Source organism: Kitasatospora sp. NPDC092286 (assembly GCF_044755565.1).
In the GTDB taxonomy this organism is placed as follows: domain Bacteria; phylum Actinomycetota; class Actinomycetes; order Streptomycetales; family Streptomycetaceae; genus Kitasatospora.
Genome location: NZ_JBIVRD010000013.1, coordinates 1 through 16,879, shown reverse-complemented (window position 1 = coordinate 16,879; position 16,879 = coordinate 1). Strand labels below are relative to the sequence as shown.

At 72.4% G+C, this 16,879-nt stretch carries 14 protein-coding genes; 6 read left to right on the top strand and 8 right to left on the bottom strand.

Annotated features, from left to right (window positions below; all coding sequences use genetic code 11):
* Positions 1 to 48: 48 nt before the first annotated feature.
* From ACIQIB_RS15465 to ACIQIB_RS15450, 4 genes are read right to left on the bottom strand one after another with little or no spacing between them, the layout of a single operon-like run.
* Positions 49 to 825, bottom strand: a complete 777-nt coding sequence (locus tag ACIQIB_RS15465) for an amino acid ABC transporter ATP-binding protein (RefSeq protein ID WP_400758361.1) — start codon at positions 823 to 825, stop codon at positions 49 to 51.
* The gene (locus tag ACIQIB_RS15460; RefSeq protein ID WP_400758358.1) at positions 822 to 1,892 is read right to left on the bottom strand and encodes an amino acid ABC transporter permease; all 1,071 of its coding nucleotides are present in this window, start codon (positions 1,890 to 1,892) and stop codon (positions 822 to 824) included. Before ACIQIB_RS15460 ends, ACIQIB_RS15465 begins: the two co-directional genes overlap by 4 nt.
* Positions 1,893 to 1,947: 55 nt before the next feature.
* Entirely contained in the window at positions 1,948 to 2,895 is a 948-nt protein-coding gene (locus tag ACIQIB_RS15455) for an ABC transporter substrate-binding protein (protein ID WP_363604750.1), read from the bottom strand.
* The gene (locus ACIQIB_RS15450) at positions 2,892 to 3,413 is read right to left on the bottom strand and encodes a GNAT family N-acetyltransferase (RefSeq protein WP_363604749.1); all 522 of its coding nucleotides are present in this window, start codon (positions 3,411 to 3,413) and stop codon (positions 2,892 to 2,894) included. Before ACIQIB_RS15450 ends, ACIQIB_RS15455 begins: the two co-directional genes overlap by 4 nt.
* 759 nt (positions 3,414 to 4,172) lie before the next feature.
* Between ACIQIB_RS15450 and ACIQIB_RS15445 the strand changes: the two genes are divergently transcribed.
* The 3 genes from ACIQIB_RS15445 (at position 4,173) to ACIQIB_RS15435 (ending at position 9,588) form a co-directional block, all read left to right on the top strand.
* Positions 4,173 to 5,249 (top strand): amino acid ABC transporter permease, encoded by a 1,077-nt coding sequence (locus ACIQIB_RS15445; RefSeq protein WP_400758356.1) that lies wholly within the window; start codon positions 4,173 to 4,175, stop codon positions 5,247 to 5,249.
* Positions 5,246 to 7,159: an FAD/NAD(P)-binding protein gene (locus ACIQIB_RS15440; RefSeq protein ID WP_400758354.1), complete on the top strand. Its 1,914-nt coding sequence runs from the start codon at positions 5,246 to 5,248 to the stop codon at positions 7,157 to 7,159. The genes ACIQIB_RS15445 and ACIQIB_RS15440 overlap by 4 nt, the downstream gene beginning before the upstream one ends.
* A 143-nt stretch (positions 7,160 to 7,302) precedes the next feature.
* A complete protein-coding gene (locus tag ACIQIB_RS15435) occupies positions 7,303 to 9,588 on the top strand; it encodes an FdhF/YdeP family oxidoreductase (protein WP_400758352.1) in 2,286 nt (761 codons plus the stop codon).
* A gap of 45 nt (positions 9,589 to 9,633) precedes the next feature.
* On the opposite strand, the gene ACIQIB_RS15430 is transcribed toward ACIQIB_RS15435, so the two are convergent.
* Entirely contained in the window at positions 9,634 to 11,253 is a 1,620-nt protein-coding gene (locus tag ACIQIB_RS15430; RefSeq protein WP_400758350.1) for an NlpC/P60 family protein, read from the bottom strand.
* A gap of 335 nt (positions 11,254 to 11,588) precedes the next feature.
* Between ACIQIB_RS15430 and ACIQIB_RS15425 the strand changes: the two genes are divergently transcribed.
* Together ACIQIB_RS15425 and ACIQIB_RS15420 are read left to right on the top strand one after the other, a co-directional pair.
* Entirely contained in the window at positions 11,589 to 12,761 is a 1,173-nt protein-coding gene (locus tag ACIQIB_RS15425) for an anion permease (protein WP_400758348.1), read from the top strand.
* 26 nt (positions 12,762 to 12,787) lie between these two features.
* On the top strand, positions 12,788 to 13,039 hold the full coding sequence (locus ACIQIB_RS15420) for a hypothetical protein (RefSeq protein WP_400758346.1): 252 nt from the start codon (positions 12,788 to 12,790) through the stop codon (positions 13,037 to 13,039).
* A 111-nt stretch (positions 13,040 to 13,150) separates the two neighbouring features.
* On the opposite strand, the gene ACIQIB_RS15415 is transcribed toward ACIQIB_RS15420, so the two are convergent.
* Together ACIQIB_RS15415 and ACIQIB_RS15410 are read right to left on the bottom strand one after the other, a co-directional pair.
* On the bottom strand, positions 13,151 to 14,698 hold the full coding sequence (locus tag ACIQIB_RS15415; RefSeq protein ID WP_400654566.1) for an MDR family MFS transporter: 1,548 nt from the start codon (positions 14,696 to 14,698) through the stop codon (positions 13,151 to 13,153).
* 151 nt (positions 14,699 to 14,849) lie between these two features.
* Positions 14,850 to 15,299, bottom strand: a complete 450-nt coding sequence (locus ACIQIB_RS15410; RefSeq protein WP_400654564.1) for a MarR family winged helix-turn-helix transcriptional regulator — start codon at positions 15,297 to 15,299, stop codon at positions 14,850 to 14,852.
* Between the two features lie 131 nt (positions 15,300 to 15,430).
* Here ACIQIB_RS15410 and ACIQIB_RS15405 point away from each other — a divergent pair, with 131 nt between their 5' ends.
* Positions 15,431 to 16,462: an ABC transporter permease gene (locus ACIQIB_RS15405; RefSeq protein WP_363604734.1), complete on the top strand. Its 1,032-nt coding sequence runs from the start codon at positions 15,431 to 15,433 to the stop codon at positions 16,460 to 16,462.
* Between the two features lie 48 nt (positions 16,463 to 16,510).
* Here ACIQIB_RS15405 and ACIQIB_RS15400 read toward each other — a convergent pair.
* The coding region (locus tag ACIQIB_RS15400) for a transposase (RefSeq protein WP_400758344.1) at positions 16,511 to 16,879 on the bottom strand (369 nt) is incomplete at its 5' end.

Below are 16,879 nucleotides of genomic sequence, written 5' to 3'. Positions count from 1 at the left end.
GGAACTCCTTGACGGGTGAAGGGGTTTCGGGGACGGCACGAGCCGGGGTCAGAGGACCTTGGCGAGGAAGGCGCGGGTGCGCTCGTGCTGCGGGTCGTCCAGGACGGCACCCGGCGGGCCCTGCTCGACCACCACGCCGCCGTCCATGAAGACGACGGTGTCGGCGACCTCGCGGGCGAAGCCGATCTCATGGGTGACCACGATCATCGTGGTGCCGCTCCCGGCCAGGCCCCTGATGACGTCCAGCACCTCACCGACCAGCTCCGGGTCGAGCGCCGAGGTGGGCTCGTCGAAGAGCAGCACCTTGGGTTCCAGGGCCAGCGCGCGGGCGATCGCCACCCGCTGCTGCTGCCCGCCGGAGAGCTGCCGGGGGTAGGCGTCCGCCTTGTCCGCGAGGCCGACCCGGCCGAGCAGGTCCAGCGCGGCCGTCCGGGCCTCGGCCTTCCGTCGGCGCAGCGCGCTGACCGGCGCCTCGATGATGTTCTCCACCACGGTGAGGTGCGGGAACAGGTTGAAGTTCTGGAAGACGAAGCCGATGTTGGTGCGCTGGCGCAGCACCTCGCGCTCCTTGAGCTCGTGCAGCCGGTCGCCGGACCGGCGGTAGCCGATCAGCTCGCCGTCGATGGCGACGAAGCCCCTGTCCAGCTTCTCCAGGTGGTTGATCGCGCGCAGCAGGGTGGACTTGCCGGAGCCGGACGGACCGAGCACCACCGTCACCGAGCCGGCCGGGACGTCGAGGTCGACGCCGCGCAGCACGGCGAGCTGCCCGAAGCTCTTGTGCAGGCCCCTGACCTGCACCATGGGTTCGGCGGCGAGCGTGGTCATGAGCGTCCTCCGGGGGCCTTGTCGGCGGGGGCACGGGCAGCGGTACGGGCAGCGGTACGGGCAGCGGTACGAGCGGCGGTACGAGCGGCGGTACGAGCGGGACCGCGGCCGGTCCGGAGGCCCCGGACGAAGGCCAGGGCCCGCCGCAGCGGGGTGGGCGGCGGGGTGCGCTCGGCGCCCCGGGCGAAGTAGCGCTCGACGTAGTACTGGCCGATCGACAGCACGGTGGTCAGCAGCACGTACCAGACGGTGGCGACCATCAGCAGCGGCACCACCCGGCCGGTGCGGCCGTAGACGACCTGCACCTGGTAGAAGAGCTCGCCGATGGCCATCACATAGACCACCGAGGTGCCCTTGAAGAGCGAGATCACCTCGTTGGCGGCGGCCGGCAGGATGCCGCGCATCGCCTGGGGGAGCACGATCCGCCAGGCCTGGCGCCAGCGCGGGACGCCGAGCGCGGCGGCGGCCTCGCGCTGGCCGGCGTCGACGGAGATGATGCCGCCGCGGATGATCTCGGCGGCGAACGCGGCCTGGTGCAGGCCGAGGCCGAGCACGGCGGCGCCGATCGCGCCGAGCACGCCGACCGTCTCGAAGTCCGCGAAGGTCGGGCCGAACGGGATGCCGACGCCGAACCGCTTGTAGAGATAGGACAGGTTGAACCAGAAGACCAGCTGGACGATGAGCGGGATGGACCGGAACGCCCAGACGTAGGCCCAGGCGATGGACTGCAGGACCGCGCTGCGGGACAGCCGCATCGCGGCCACCACGGCGCCCAGCAGAAAGCCCAGCACGGTGCCGTAGAAGGTGAGTTCGAGGGTGCGGCCGACGGCCCGCAGGATGGTGTCGGCGGAGAAGAAGAGCCGGAAGGTGGCCCAGTCCCAGCCCGGGTTGGTGGCCAGCCCGTGGGCGAACTGGGCCAGGACGACGAGCGCGGCGAGGCCGGCCGCCCAGCGCCAGGGGTGCCGGGCGGGGACGGTCCGGAGCCCGGCCAGCTCACCCAGGTCGAGGGCGGCGGCCGGTCTGGCCGCCGGTTTGACCAGGGGGCCGGTCGCGGTGGTGACGGTCATGGTGGGATTCCTCCAGGAGACCTGACGCAGGGGGGCCCGAAGCCCGGACAGGGGATCACGCGTGCTCGGGCGGGCTGATCAGGGACTCCTTGATGGCCGAGTCGGCGACTCCCCACTTCGCGAGGATCCGCTCGTACGTCCCGTCCTTGATCAGCTGGTTGACGGCCGCCTGGAACGCGGGGGTGAGCGTGGAGCCCTTCTTGAAGGCGAAGCCGACGTCCAGACGGTGGAACTCACCGAGGAACCTCGTCCCGGACGCCTCCTGCGCGGCCTGGTAGCGCAGGCCGTTGATGGTGGACATCGAGATGTCCACCCGGCCCTGCTGGAGGCTGGTCAGCGCGGCGCCGGTGTCACTGAACGCCTTCACCTCGTACGGCTTCCTGCCCGCGTCGGTGCAGACGTTCTTCCTGCTGTTGAGCGTGGTCTCGAAGGTGGTGCCGGCACCGGTGCCGATGGTCAGGCCGCAGAGCTGGAGCAGGTCGGTGACCGGCTGAATGGTGGTGTTGTCCTTCTTGACCGCGAAGCCCTGGCCGTCGTCGATGTAGGTGACGAAGTCGATGGTCTTCAGCCGGGCCGTGGTGACGCCGAAGTTGCCGGTGCCGACGTCGAACTTGCCGCTGCCGAGGGCGGGCAGGATGGTCTCGAACGCGGCCTCCTCGCGCTGCACGGTCAGGCCGAGCACCCTGGCCACCGCGTCGGTGAAGTCGATGTCGATCCCGGCCGCCTTCTTGGTGGCCTGGTCGGCGTAGAACGCGCCGGGCGGGGTGCCGAACGAGGACCCGAACTTCACCGTGCCGGAGGTGCGGACGTCCTCCGGCAGCAGTGCGGCGGCGGCGTCCGACCTGGCGATCCCGGAGACGATGTCCTGCGTGGCGGCGGCGAGCGCCTCGCCGCCGCCACCCGGCCGGGCGGCGATCTTCGGGTCCGAGCCGCACGCGGCCAGCGCCAGGACCGGCAGCAGGGCGGTGGCCGCGTACAGGCGGCGGACGATGGTGGTTCTCACGGGAGTCGGTGCCTTTCGGGGGTTCGGACGGTGCGGCCGGGCAGGTGCTTCTCGAACGGCAGCGGGCCGATGGTCAGCGGGTCGGCCGTGACGTCGAAGAGCGGGGTGTAGCCGGTCGCCAGGTAGAGGCCCTTGGCCTCCGGCTGGCGTGGCCCGGTGGTGAGGTAAATACGGGTGTAGCCGGCCGCCTCGGCGGCCCGTTCCAGCTCCGTCAGGACCCTGCGGGCCAGGCCCCGGCGGCGGTGTGCGGAGTGCGTCCACATCCGCTTCAGCTCGGCGGTCCGCTGGTCGTACCGCTTGTACGCGCCCCCCGCCACCGGCTCGCCGTCCTCCAGCAGGAGCAGCAGGACGCCGGCCGGCTCCGCGAAGGCGTCCTTCGGGTAGCGGGTCATCTCCTGGTGGGCGTCCGCTCCGTACCGGCTGACGTACTCGTGGGTGAGTTCGCGCAGCAGCGGCTCGACCAGCGGGTCGTCGATGGTGACCCGGCGGACCTCGACGGCCAGGCCGGTACGGCTCACGCCTGCACCGCGATCAGCTGGTGGCGGTCGCGCTCGGCCCGGGCCGCCTTCGCGGCGCAGGACGCGTTCGGCCGGTGGACCAGCGGGATCTGGAGCTTGTCGGGCATGGTGACTGACCTTTCGGGTTGTGCGGACATCCGGTGGACCGCGGGTGGGCCGGGGCCGGAGCAGGCCATGGCGGAGCCGGACGCGGCACGCGAGGCGCGGAACACGGCTGCGCGGCGGCGACGGTGAAGGGGTGAAGGTGCAGGCGACGGTGGCGGAATCGGTGACCGGGGAACTGCCGGAGCGCAGTGGGGAGGAGGGCGAAGCGGAAGGCGGCAGCGTGCGCCTGATCAGCCGTCAGCGGTGGACGGCTTCCCGGCCCGCGTCGGGGCACCGAGGGAGGGGTCTCCGAGAGGAGAGCAGGGCCGGCTGGGCGGCCCGCTGCCGGGTCAGCCGCGACACGCCGCGGACCACACCCGACCGAAGTCGATGTGGTCGCGGGTGACCAGGGGCTGCTCGGCGTACATGGCCCCAAGTTGAACAGCCGCCGATGCGGTACGTCAACCACCCTCCATTACCGCTCTGTTGCGATCTCCTGTCGCCCCGCGACCCTGTCATCCCGCCCTTGACACGCGCCGATCGAGCATGCGTACGATCACAGCGGAGTGCAGTGCAGTGCCGGCCGCGTTGAGGGACGCGGGCCGGTGCGACGGCAGTACGTGACCACACCCGTACCTCCCCGCCTGCCCGCACCTCCAGCCTGGAGTCCTCCTCATGGCCACCCCGCAGGACGTCCTCCCCGCACCCGCCCTCCGCAAGAGCACCGGACCCACCGCCGACCCCGCCACCGGCCCCGGGACCGGCCCCGGGACCGGCCCCGGGACCGGCCCCGCCGAGGCCCGGATCGTCGCCCGCCGCCGCCCCGGGCAGTGGGTCTCCGCCGCCGTCGCCCTGCTGCTGTTCGCGATGGCCGTCAGCTCGGCGATCCGCAACGACGCCTTCCAGTGGGACGTGGTGGCCGACTGGTTCACCGCCACCTCCGTCCTGAACGGCCTCACCCTCACCCTCTGGCTGACCGCCGTCACCCTCACCCTCGGCTTCGTCCTCGGCACCCTGCTCGCCACCATGCGGCTCTCCACCAACCCGGTGCTGCGCACACTCAGCTGGGTCTACATCTGGATCTTCCGCTCCACCCCGCCCCTGGTGCAGCTGCTCCTCTTCTTCAACATCGGCGCGCTCTACCCGACCCTCGGCCTCGGCATCCCGTTCGGCCCGGAGTTCGTCACCGTCAAGACCGTCAACCTGATCGGCCCCACCCTCACCGCCGTGATCGGCCTCACCCTGCTGGAGGCCGCGTACGCCGCCGAGGTGGTGCGCGGCGGCATCCTCTCGGTCGACCGCGGCCAGCTGGAGGCCGCCTCCGCGCTCGGGCTGAGCCGTTGGCGGGTGCTGCGCCGGATCGTCGTCCCCCAGGCGATGCGCTCGATCGTGCCGACCGCGGGCAACATGCTGATCGGCGCGCTCAAGGGCACCAGCATCATCAGCGTGCTGGCCGTCTCCGACCTGCTGTACTCGGTGCAGCTGGTCTATCTGCAGAGCTACCAGGTCATCCCGATGCTGCTGGTCGCCACCATCTGGTACATCGTGATCACCACCGTTCTCTCCATCGGCCAGTACTACGTCGAGCGCCACTACGCCAAGGGCGCCACCCGCGAGGGCCTGCCGCCCACCCCGCTGCAGCGGGCCCGCGCCGCCTACCGCCGGCTGCGCACCGCCGCCGACGCCGATGCCGATGCCGATGCCACCGACGCCGCTGCCGTCGCCGGCCGGGCCGCCGGGGAGGCCCGGTGAACACCCTGGTGATCGTCGGCGCCGGGCCACGGGGCACCGGGCTGCTGGAGCGGATCGCCGCCAACGCGGCCGAACTGCTGCCCGCCCGGCGGCCGTTGCACATCCACCTGGTCGACCCCCACCCGCCCGGCGGCGGCCGGATCTGGCGCTACGACCAGTCCCCGCTGCTGCGGATGAACTCGATGGCCGAGGACGTCACGATGTTCACCGACGAGAAGTCCACCATCGAGGGGCCGGTCCGCCCCGGCCCCTCGCTCGCCGAATGGGCCGCCCGCAGCGAGGAGTTCGCGCCCTACCAGGAGATACCCGACCCCGGCGTCCGGGCCGAGCTGCGCACCCTCGCGCCCACCGACTTCCCCACCCGCCGGGCCCAGAGCGCCTATCTGGACTGGGTGTTCCGGCGCGCCGTGGCCGACCTGCCGCCGCAGGTCACCGTCACCGTGCACCGGGACACCGTCCGCCGGATCGAGGGCCCCGGCGACGGGCCGCAACTGGTCCACCTCGGCGACCGGGTGCTCACCGCCGACCAGGTCGTGCTCACCCTCGGCCACCTCGACTCCGCGCCACACCCCCGGTACGCCGCCGACGCCGACTTCGCCGCCCGGCACGGCCGCTTCCACCTCCCGCCCGCCTTCTCCGCCGACGCCGACCTCTCCGGCATCGCACCCGGCGAACGGCTCGTCCTGCGCGGTTTCGGCCTGGCCTTCGTCGACCTCGTCGCCCTGCTCACCGAGGGCCGCGGCGGCCGTTTCGAGGAGACCGCCGACGGCCTGGCCTACCGCCCCTCCGGCCGCGAGCCGGTGATCCACGTCGGCTCCCGGCGCGGCGTGCCGTACCACTCCAAGACCGGCTACCGCCTCCAGGGCCCGCCCGCCCCGCTCCCCCGCTACTTCGACGCCACCGCCGTGGACACCGTCCTCGCCCGCCCCGGCCCGCTCGAACTACGGCGCGACTTCTGGCCGTTGATGGCCAAGGACATCGGCTTCGGCCACTACCACGAGCTGTTCCACGCCCACCCCGAACGCACCGCGCTGCCCTGGCCGGAGTTCCTGGCCGGGTACGACCGGCACGACTGGTACTCCCCCGAGCTCGGCGAGCTGGTCGCCGCGGCCGTCCCCGACCCGGCCGACCGGCTGGACTTCGAACGGCTGGACTTCCCGCTGGCCGGCCTCGAACTCGGCTCGGCCGAGGAGCTCCAGCGGCACCTGCGCGACTACATCACCGCCGACGCCGACCGCCGCGCCGACCCCGCCCACAGCGCCGACCACGGCGCCTTCCTCGCCCTGCTCTCGCTCTTCGGGCAGGTGCCCCGCATCCTCGCCTCCGGCCGGCTCACCGCCCGCTCGGTCGGCGAGGAGGTGGACGAGTGGTTCTTCGGCTACTTCAGCTACCTTGCCTCCGGCCCGCCCGGCTTCCGGCTGCGCCAGTTGCTCGCGCTCTCCGAGGCGGGCGTGGTCCGCTTCCTCGGCGCGGGCGTCCGGGTGGAGCGGGACGAGACCACCGGCACCTGGCGGGCCTCCGGCGCCACCGTGCCCGGCCACACCGTCACCGCCACCGCCCTGGTCGAGGCGTACCTGCCCAGGCACGCCCTGGCCCGTACCCGCGACCCGCTGCTGGCCGGGCTGCACCGTGCCGGGCGGATCGTCGAGGAGGTGGTCGCGGACGAGAAGTACACCCACCGCTCCGGGCTGCTCACCATCGCCCCCGGTGACAGCCGCGTCCTGGACCCGGCCCTGGACGGCGCCCCGCACCCGCGCCGCACCGCCCTCGGTCCGCACACCAGCCTCCGCGCGGCCGCCGCCTTCGCCCGCCCGCGCACCGACTCCCCCGGCTTCCGCCAGAACGACGCCGCCGCCCGCACCCTGCTCCGCGCCCTCGCCGGGACCCAGGCAGCCGCCCTGGCCGCCTGAGCCCCCGTACCGCCGGGCCGCCGGGGAGCTGCGCCGCCGCCGAAGCCCGTACCGGGCCCGCGCCCGGCCACCCGCCAGGTGGAAGGATGGCCCGTCAGGGCCCGCAGCGGCGCGCGGCCCGGACGAGCCGGAGGAGAGCGGTCATGGCCAAGCAGGCCCCGCAGAGCGATCCCGCGCAGGACGCCCCCCAGGTGTCGGCGCCCCAGCACGCGGCGGCCGGGCTGCCCGCGGTCGGCCACAGCCTGCGGATGGCCGCCGAGCAGATGGGCGCCCGCCGCACCCTCGCCACCCTGCGCAAGGTCAACCAGCCGGACGGCTTCGACTGCCCCGGCTGCGCCTGGCCGGAGCCCGGCAGGACGCACACCGCCGAGTTCTGCGAGAACGGCGCCAAGGCCGTCGCCGAGGAGGCCACCGAACGGCGGATAACCGCCGAGTTCTTCGCCGCCCACCCGGTGGCCGAACTCGCCGGGCGCTCCGGCTACTGGCTCGGCCAGCAGGGCCGGCTCACTCGGCCGATGCTGCTCGACGAGGGCGCCACCCACTACGTCCCGGTCTCCTGGGACGACGCCATCGGGATCGTCGCCGAGGAGCTGCGCGCCCTGGACACCCCGAACGGCGCCGCCTTCTACACCTCAGGCCGGACCAGCAACGAGGCCGCCTTCGCCTACCAGCTGCTCGCCCGCCGCCTCGGCACCAACAACCTGCCGGACTGCTCCAACATGTGCCACGAGTCGTCCGGTTCGGCGCTCACCGAGACGCTCGGCATCGGCAAGGGCAGCGTCAGTCTGAAGGACCTCTACCAGGCCGACCTGATCATCGTGGCCGGCCAGAACCCGGGCACCAACCACCCCCGGATGCTCTCCGCCCTGGAGCGGGCCAAGCGCGCCGGCGCGACCGTCGTCAGCGTCAACCCGCTGCCCGAGGCCGGCCTCGAACGGTTCAAGAACCCGCAGCACGCCCGCGGCCTGGCCGGCCACGGCACCAAGCTGACCGACCTCTTCCTGCAGATCCGGCTCGGCGGCGACCTCGCCCTGTTCCGCGCCCTCAACCAGCTGATCCTGGAGGCGGACGACGGCGTCGACCGGGCGTTCGTCGAGGAACACTGCCACGGCTTCGAGGAGTTCGCCGCCGAGGCCCGGACCACCGACCGCGCCGAGGTGCTGGCCGCCACCGGCCTGCCCTGGGAGCAGATCGAGGAGCTGGGCCGGCTGGTGCTGGCCTCCCGGAAGGTCATCGTCTGCTGGGCGATGGGCCTCACCCAGCACAAGCACGCCGTGCCGACCATCCGCGAGGTGGTCAACTTCCTGCTGCTGCGCGGCAACGTCGGCCGGCCGGGCGCCGGGGTCTGCCCGGTCCGCGGGCACAGCAATGTGCAGGGCGACCGGACGATGGGCATCTTCGAGCGGCCGTCCGCCGCCTTCCTGGACGCGCTCGGCAAGGAGTTCGGCTTCGAGCCGCCGCGCGCGCACGGCCACGACTCGGTGGACACCATCCGCGCGATGCGCGACGGCCGGGTGAAGGTGTTCTTCGCGATGGGCGGCAACTTCGTCGCGGCCACCCCGGACACCGAGGTCACCGAGGCGGCGATGCGCCGCTGCCGGCTGACCGTGCACGTCTCCACCAAGCTCAACCGCTCGCACGTGGTGACCGGCGCCCGGGCGCTGATCCTGCCCACCCTCGGCCGCACCGACCGGGACATCACGGCCAGGGGCCCCCAGTTCGTCAGCGTCGAGGACTCGATGGGCCAGGTGCACTCCTCGCGCGGCGGCCTGCGCCCGCCCGCGCCGGGCCTGCTCTCCGAGGTGGCGATCGTCTGCCGGCTGGCCCGCGCCGTGCTCGGGCCGCAGGACAGCGTGCCGTGGGAGGACTTCGCCACCGACTACGACACCCTGCGGGACCGGATCGCCCGGGTGGTGCCGGGCTTCGAGAACTTCAACGACCTGGTCCGCCGGCCCGGCGGCTTCACCCTGCCGCACGGCCCGCGCGACTCCCGGACCTTCCCGACCGCGACCGGCCGGGCCAACTTCAGCGTCAACCCGCTCACCGCGCCCGAGGTGCCGGCCGGCCGGCTGCTGCTCCAGACACTGCGCTCGCACGACCAGTACAACACCACGATCTACGGTCTGGACGACCGCTACCGCGGCATCACCGGCGGCCGCCGGGTGGTCCTGGTGAACCCCGCCGACGCCGCCGAACTCGGCCTGCCCGAGGGCGGGTACGTCGACCTGGTCGGCGAGTGGAAGGACGGCGTGGAGCGCCGCGCCCCGCACTTCAAGGTGGTCCACTACCCGGTGGCCCGGGGCGGCGCGGCCGCGTACTACCCGGAGACCAATGTGCTGGTGCCGCTGGACTCCACCGCCGACATCAGCAACACCCCGACCTCGAAGGCCGTGGTGATCCGCTTCGAGCCGGACAGCGGCGCCCGCTGAGCCCGCCGGGCCCGGGGCCTGAGCCCCGGGCCCCGGGCGGGCCGGTCAGTTCTGGTTGGCCGGCAGGGTGCCGGTGGCGCCGGCCGTGGCGGACGCGGCCGACGACCCCTTGCCGGACGGCGAGCCGGTGCCCGTGGGCGCCTGGGTCCCCGTGCCGGACGGCGTCGTCCCCGTCGGGGTGCCGGTGGGAGTGTCGGTCGGCGAATCGGTGGGCGTCCCGGTCGGGGTGCCGGTGCTCGGCGTACCGGTGGGCGTACCCGTCGGGGTGCCGGTCGGCGTCGTGGTGGGCGTCCCGGTCGGGGTGCCGGTGGGCGTGGACGGCTGGCCCGGCGTCGCCGGGTCGGTCGGCGTCGTGCCGGGCGCCGGAGTGCCGGGGGCCGGCGTCCCCGGAGCGGGCGTGCCCGGCGCCGGGGTGCCGGGCGTGGCCGGGACCTGGTTGGCCGGGCTCGGGGCGATCGGGGTCACCGAGTCCCAGCCGGCCGGGAGGTCCGGCACCTTCCAGGCGCCGCCCTGCTCGTCCGAGGCGGTCTCCGGGTCCGGTCGGACGGCACCGAGGATCGGCATCGAGCCGATCGGCGACACCTTGATGACGGCGCCGGGCCGGGGCGCCTGGACGACCAGCCCGCCGCCGATGTACATCGCGACGTGGGTGGCGCCCTCGAAGTAGATGACCAGGTCGCCGGGGCGCATCTGGTTCAGCGGGATGTGCTGGAGCTGGGCCCACTGCTCCTGGCTGGTGCGCGGGATCGGCCGCCCGGCGTGCAGCCAGGCCTGCGAGGTGAGGCCCGAGCAGTCGAAGACGTCCGGCCCGGCGCCGCCCCACACGTACGGCTTGTTGAGCTGCGCCAGCGCGTACGTGATGGCGGCTCGGCCGGCCAGCGAGGGGGTGCGCTCGCCCTTGCCGAGCACGCCGGAGGCGAGGAAGGCCAGCTGGGCCTCGTCGGCCTTGGCCTTCTCCAGCTTCTCCAGCTCGGCGCGCTGGGCGCCGGTCAGCGAGGAGACCAGTTGCTCGACGGCGGTCAGGTCGGTGGCGACCTTGGCCTTGGCGGCGTCCTGCTGGGCGGCCAGCGCCTGGGAGTCCTTGAGCGCGTCCTCGTTCTGCTTCCGCAGCCCGGTGAGCGCGTCGCGGTCGGACTTGAGCCGGTCCAGGAAGTCGGACTGCGAGCGGCTGGCGGTGGCGAGCAGCTCGGCGATGGTGACCGCCTCGTACGGGTCCTTGGAGAGCAGCAGTTCGGCGTAGGCGGAGGCGGCGCCGTTGCGGTACTGGGCGGCGGCGAGCTGGGCGGCCACGTCGGTGCCGGCGTCCACCTGCTTCTGCTGGCGCTCCAGCCGGCCCTGGAGGTCGGCGAGCGCGGCCTGCTGCTCGGCGACCCTGGCGACGGAGGCGTTGTACTGCTCGGTGGCCGCCTCGGCGCCCTTGTACAGCTCGTGCAGCTGGTCGAGCAGCGGGCCGAGGGTGGCCTTGGCGTCGGCCAGCGGGTCGGTACCGGGGACGGTGGCCGGGGCGCCGACACCCGGGCCGCCCGGGTCGGGGGCGGCGTACGCGGCCTGGGTGGCCAGTGGCAGGGCGAGCGCGGCGGCCGCGAGCACGGCTCCGCAGCGCAGGGCGGCCCGCACCCACGGTCGTACGCCCGTCGACTCCGTGCGTTGTGCAGCCCCGCCCATGGGTTCGTCCTCCCCGCCCCTGCCCGACGTCCGGGGTCCCCGGACCCCGCCGATCCTGCCATGGGTTACTCGCCGGAAACAGGCCGCACCAGGACCGGCTGATGAATTCTCCGTTCATCTGTGAGACAGGTCTCAGCAAACCGGAGCGAACCAGGATTTTCTCCACTAATGTCCAGCTCAGCACGGGCAGGGACACCCTGCGGCAAGGCGATGGAAACCCGTGGGACACTCACGGAACCACGATTCCCGACCCAGTTCACCTTCCGTTTACCAAGCGTCCCTACCGTCGCGACCGACACCAACGTCCGTGCGACAACTACGACGATTGTTTGGGTATGGAACACATCTCGTTCCTGGTAGCCGTTGTGATCATCACGGCACTCGCCTTCGACTTCACCAACGGCTTCCACGACACCGCCAACGCGATGGCCACCTCCATCGCCACGGGAGCCCTCCGCCCGAAGGTCGCAGTCACCATCGCGGCCGTCCTCAACTTCGCGGGCGCGTTCCTCTCCGTGAAGGTCGCCACCACCATCTCCGGCGGCATCGTCAACGAGAAGGCCGGCATCCATCCCGAGATCATCTTCGCCGCGCTGGTCGGCGCGATCCTGTGGAACCTGCTCACCTGGCTGAGAGGTCTGCCGTCCAGTTCCTCGCACGCGCTCTACGGCGGCCTGATCGGCGCCACCGTGGTCGGCGTCGGCGTCAACGGGGTCAACTTCGACACCGTGCTCAGCAAGATCCTGATCCCGGCGATCGCCTCCCCGCTGGTCGCGGGCCTGGCCTCGTGGGGCGCCACCAAGCTGGCGTACGCGATCACCCGCAAGAGCGACGGCAAGACCGTCACCAAGGGCTTCAAGACCGGCCAGATGTTCTCCTCCTCGCTGATCTCGCTGGCGCACGGCACCAACGACGCCCAGAAGACGATGGGCATCATCACCCTGACGCTGGTCTCGGTCGGCGCCCTGCCCAAGGGCGCGCTGCCCCCCACCTGGGTGATCATCTCGGCCGGTGCGGCCATCGCGCTCGGCACCTACATGGGCGGCTGGCGGATCATCCGCTCGATGGGCAAGGGACTGGCGGACATCCAGGCGCCGCAGGGCTTCGCCTCCGAGTCGGCCGCCGCGACCGTCATCCTGACCTCCTCGCACATGGGCTTCGGCCTCTCCACCACCCAGGTCTGCTCGGGCGGCATCATGGGCGCCGGCCTCGGCGGCCCGAAGGGCGAGCTGCGCTGGAGCCTGGTCCGCCGCATGGTCTACACCTGGGGCCTGACCCTGCCCGCGGCCGCCGCGGTGGCGGGCGGCGCGGCCTTCCTGGTCGAGCAGGGCACCTGGGGCGTGGTCGTGGCCGGCGCCGCCCTGGTGGCCGGCTCGGGCGCGATGTGGCTCGTCTCGCGCCGCCAGCCGGTCGGCGCGGACAACGTCAACGACATCACCCCGGTCGAGGTCGCCCCGGCCCCCGCGCCCGTCACCCCCACCCCCGCCTCGACCACGGTCGCGGCCTGAGCGCCGCAGGCTGAGGAGCACACACCATGCACATCAAGTGGAACGCCCTGGCCCAGACCGCCGGTGTCAGCTTCGGCATCACCGTCGCCGTGGTCTCCGTCTTCGCGCTCGGCATCCTGGCGCTCTCCCGCCGCGAGGCCGTGACGGCCCGGCACGCGGGCACGGACGCCCCGGCCGCCGGCGGCAGCGGCCGGCTGGCGCTGGCCGGCGCGTACGCCTGCTTCGGCGTCTGCGCGGCGGCCGTCGTCTACGGGCTGACGCTGATCGCCGGCAAGTAGCACGGCCGTACGGCCGTGAAGGAGAGGGGCCGGGGAGTGGAATCACCACTCCCCGGCCCCTCTCCTCATCCCGCCGTCCCGACGCCGTCCGGCCGGTCGGCCGCCCCGGGCTCAGTCCTGCTGCGAGGTGCGCAGCGCGGTCTCCCGGATGAACAGCACCGTGATGAAGGCCAGCAGCGCGAACGGCGCCGCGACCAGGAACACCACGCCCACACCGTGCCCGAAGGCGTCCGTCACCAGCGGGACGACCGGGGCGGGCAGCTTGTGCAGGTCCGGGATGCCGCCACCGCCGGCGCCGGCGGCCGGGATGTGCGCGGCGGTGAGGTTCTCCGTCAGGTAGTGGCCGACCCTGTTGTTCATCAGGGCGCCGAGCGCGGAGACGCCCATCGCACCGCCCATGGTGCGGAAGAAGGTGACCACCGAGCTGGCCGCGCCGAGCTCGCTCCGCGCCACCGTGTTCTGCACCGCCAGGACGAGGTTCTGCATGGTCAGGCCGAGGCCGACGCCGGTGATGGCCATGTAGAGCGAGAGCAGCCCGTAGTGGGTGTCGGCCCGGACGGTGCCGAGCAGGGCGAAGCCGATCGCCAGCAGCAGGGTGCCGGAGACGAGGTACGCCTTCCACTTGCCGTACTTGGTGATCATCTTTCCGGCCACGGTGGAGGAGACGGCCAGGCCGAGGATCATCGGCAGGGTCATCAGGCCGGCGATGGTCGGGGACTTCTCCCGGGCCAGCTGGAAGTACTGGCTGAGAAAGGTGGTCGCGCCGTACATCCCGATGCCGACCAGCACGCTGGCGACCGCCGCCAGGGTGACGGTGCGGTAGCGGAAGAGGTGCGGCGGGATGATCGGCTCGGCGGCCCGGCGCTCGATCACCACGGCCAGGGCGCCCAGCGCCAGGCCGCCGCCGACCATGGCCGCGGTCTGCCAGGAGAGCCAGGCGTAGTTCTTGCCGGCCAGCGTGATCCAGATCATCAGCAGGCTGACGGCGCCGGTGATGACCAGCGCGCCCAGGTAGTCGATCTTCACCTTGCGCTTGACCACCGGCAGCTTGAGGGTGCGCTGCAGCACCAGGATCGCGGCCAGCGCGAACGGGATGCCGACGTAGAAGCACCAGCGCCAGCCCAGCCAGGAGGTGTCCACGATGACGCCGCCGATCAGCGGCCCGCCGATGGTGGCCAGGGCGAAGACGGCGCCGAAGTAGCCGCTGTACCGGCCGCGCTCACGCGGCGGGACCATCGCCGCCAGGCAGATCTGGGCCAGCGCGGTGACACCGCCGGCGCCGATGCCCTGGAGGGCACGGCAGGCGATCAGCTGTCCGGTGTTCTGGGAGAGACCGGCCAGCGCCGAGGAGGCGATGTAGATCACCAGGGCGATCTGCAGCAGCAGCTTCTTGCTGGCGAGGTCGGAGAGCTTGCCCCAGATCGGGGTGGAGGCGGTGAGCGTGAGCAGGGTGGCGGTGATCACCCAGGTGTAGGCGGACTGACCGCCGTGCAGGTCGGTGAGGATCCGCGGCAGCGCGTTGGAGACGACCGTCGACGAGAGCACGGCCACGAAGAGACCGAGCAGCAGGCCGGAGAGCGCCTCCATCACCTGCCGGTGCGTCATGGGCTGGTCGTCGGCGGTGGCGGCTCCGGTCGCGGCGTGGGTGGTGACGGTCATCTGGGTCCTTCTGCGGGGTACGGGGGATGCGAGAAATCGTTGCCTTAAGCAACCATAGGGGCGATGGTTGACTAAGGCAACTTTCTTCAAGCCCAAGTAAAGTCCCGCCGTACGACCCCGCCCCGGCCGGCGCCGGGGCCCCCGCAGCGGCTCAGGGCGCGACGGCCTCCCCGACCACGTCGTTGAAGCGGTGCAGCAACTCGGCGAAGCGGACCACGTCCTCCTCGGACCAGTTCTCCATCAGCTCCCGCACCCGCTTCACCCGGACGTCCCGGGCGCCCAGGTAGCGCCGCCGCCCGTCCTCGGTCAGCGAGACCAGCGCGGCCCGGCGGTCCTGCGGATCCGCCTCCCGGGACACCAGACCCAGCTCCTCCAGCGCTCTGATCTGCCGGCTCACCGTGGCCTTGCCCACAGCGAAGTGCACGCCGACGTCCGTCACCCGCACCCGGCCGGCCTGCTCGATGTAGCCGAGCATGCTGTACGCCATGCCCTCCAGCCGGGGATGGACCCGGCGGGACAGCTCCGCCACCCGGGCCCGGCCCCGCCGGAACATCAGCGCGACCTCGCGCTCCACCGCCAGCAGGGGATCTTCGTCACTCACCGTATTCGCCGCACTCACCGCGCCAGTATCCCGCAGGCCACCCCGGGCCGGACCCGGCGCGGGATGACAAACAACCTAACTAGTTGATGGTATGAAGTATCCGTTTTTCCCTCATACACAAGGAGATGTCGATGGCCGCCCCAGGGCAGGGACTCGTCGCCGAACTCAAGGGAGCGGTCACCCCGCGCGCGGCGCTGATGGTGATTGCCGTGCTCCTTCTCCAATTCGGCTTCATCACCTCGTACGTCGGGGCGCTGCACGAGCCGACCCCGCACAACCTGTCGATCGCGGTGGTCGCCCCGCCGCAGGTCTCCCCCAAGCTGGTCGAGGCGCTGGACTCGGTGCCGAACGACGCCGTCCGGGCCGTCACCGCGCCCGACGCGCAGACCGCCACCGAGCAGCTCAAGGACCAGAAGATCTACGCCGCGCTGGTGGTGAACCCGGCCGGCACCGAGGACACCCTGCTGGTCGGCAACGCCCGCGGCCCGGCGGCCGCCAAGGCCGCCGAGTCGGTCGTCACCGGCCTGAACAAGGCGCAGGGCCGGACGGTCGTGACCCAGGACGTGGCACCGCTGGCCAAGGGCGACACCAACGGCCTCTCCTCCTTCTACCTGGTGATCGGCTGGTGCGTGGGCGGCTACCTGGTCGCCTCGATCCTCGGCATCAGCGCCGGCTCGCTGCCCGCCAACCCGCACCGGGCGCTGATCCGGCTCGGCACCCTGGCGCTCTACTCGATCGCGGCCGGCATCGGTGGCGCGGTGATCGTCGGACCGGCCCTGAACGCGCTGCCCGGATCGTTCTGGGGCCTCTCCGCCCTGGGCGCCCTGGTGGTGTTCGCGGTCGGCGCGGTCACCATGGCACTGGAGTGCCTGTTCGACATCATCGGCATCGGTGTCGCGGTGCTGCTCTTCGTGGTGCTCGGCAACCCCAGCGCGGGCGGGGTCTTCCCGCCGCCGATGATGCCGCCGTTCTGGCGGGCCATCGGGGCGTGGATCCCGAACGGCGCGGGCACCGACGCGGCCCGCTCGATCGCCTACTTCGGCGGCACCAACCTGGGCATGCCCCTGCTGGTCCTCGCCGTCTGGGCGCTGGCCGGCGTCGGAATCACCTTCCTCGCCGTGCTGCGCAAGCCGCGCTACGGCCGCGAGATAGTGCACGCGTAGGGCGCCAGGGCCTGTCAGACAAGCCCTAGGCCGCGTATTCGGTCGTGATCAATGGGTTCGGGTGAGGTCCTTGATCCAGATCATTGCGCCGCGGAGGTGAAGGCCGGCGAGGTAGCTTTCCGGGCTCTTGTCATACCGGGTCGCGATGCCTCGCCAGGCCTTCAGCTTGTTGATCAGGCGCTCGACGGTGTTCCGCTCCTTGTAGAGCTCGGCGTCGTGGCTGACGGGCCGGCCGCCCCGGCTGCCCTTCTTCTTCCGGTTGGCGACCTGGTCCTTCTTCTCCGGGATGACCGCCTTGATGCGGCGTTTGCGCAGGTGGGAACGGTTGCCGCGGGACGAGTAGGCCTTGTCCCCGGCGACCGCGCCGGGTCGGGTGCGGGGACGGCCGACGGGTCCGCGGACCCGGACCTTCTCCAG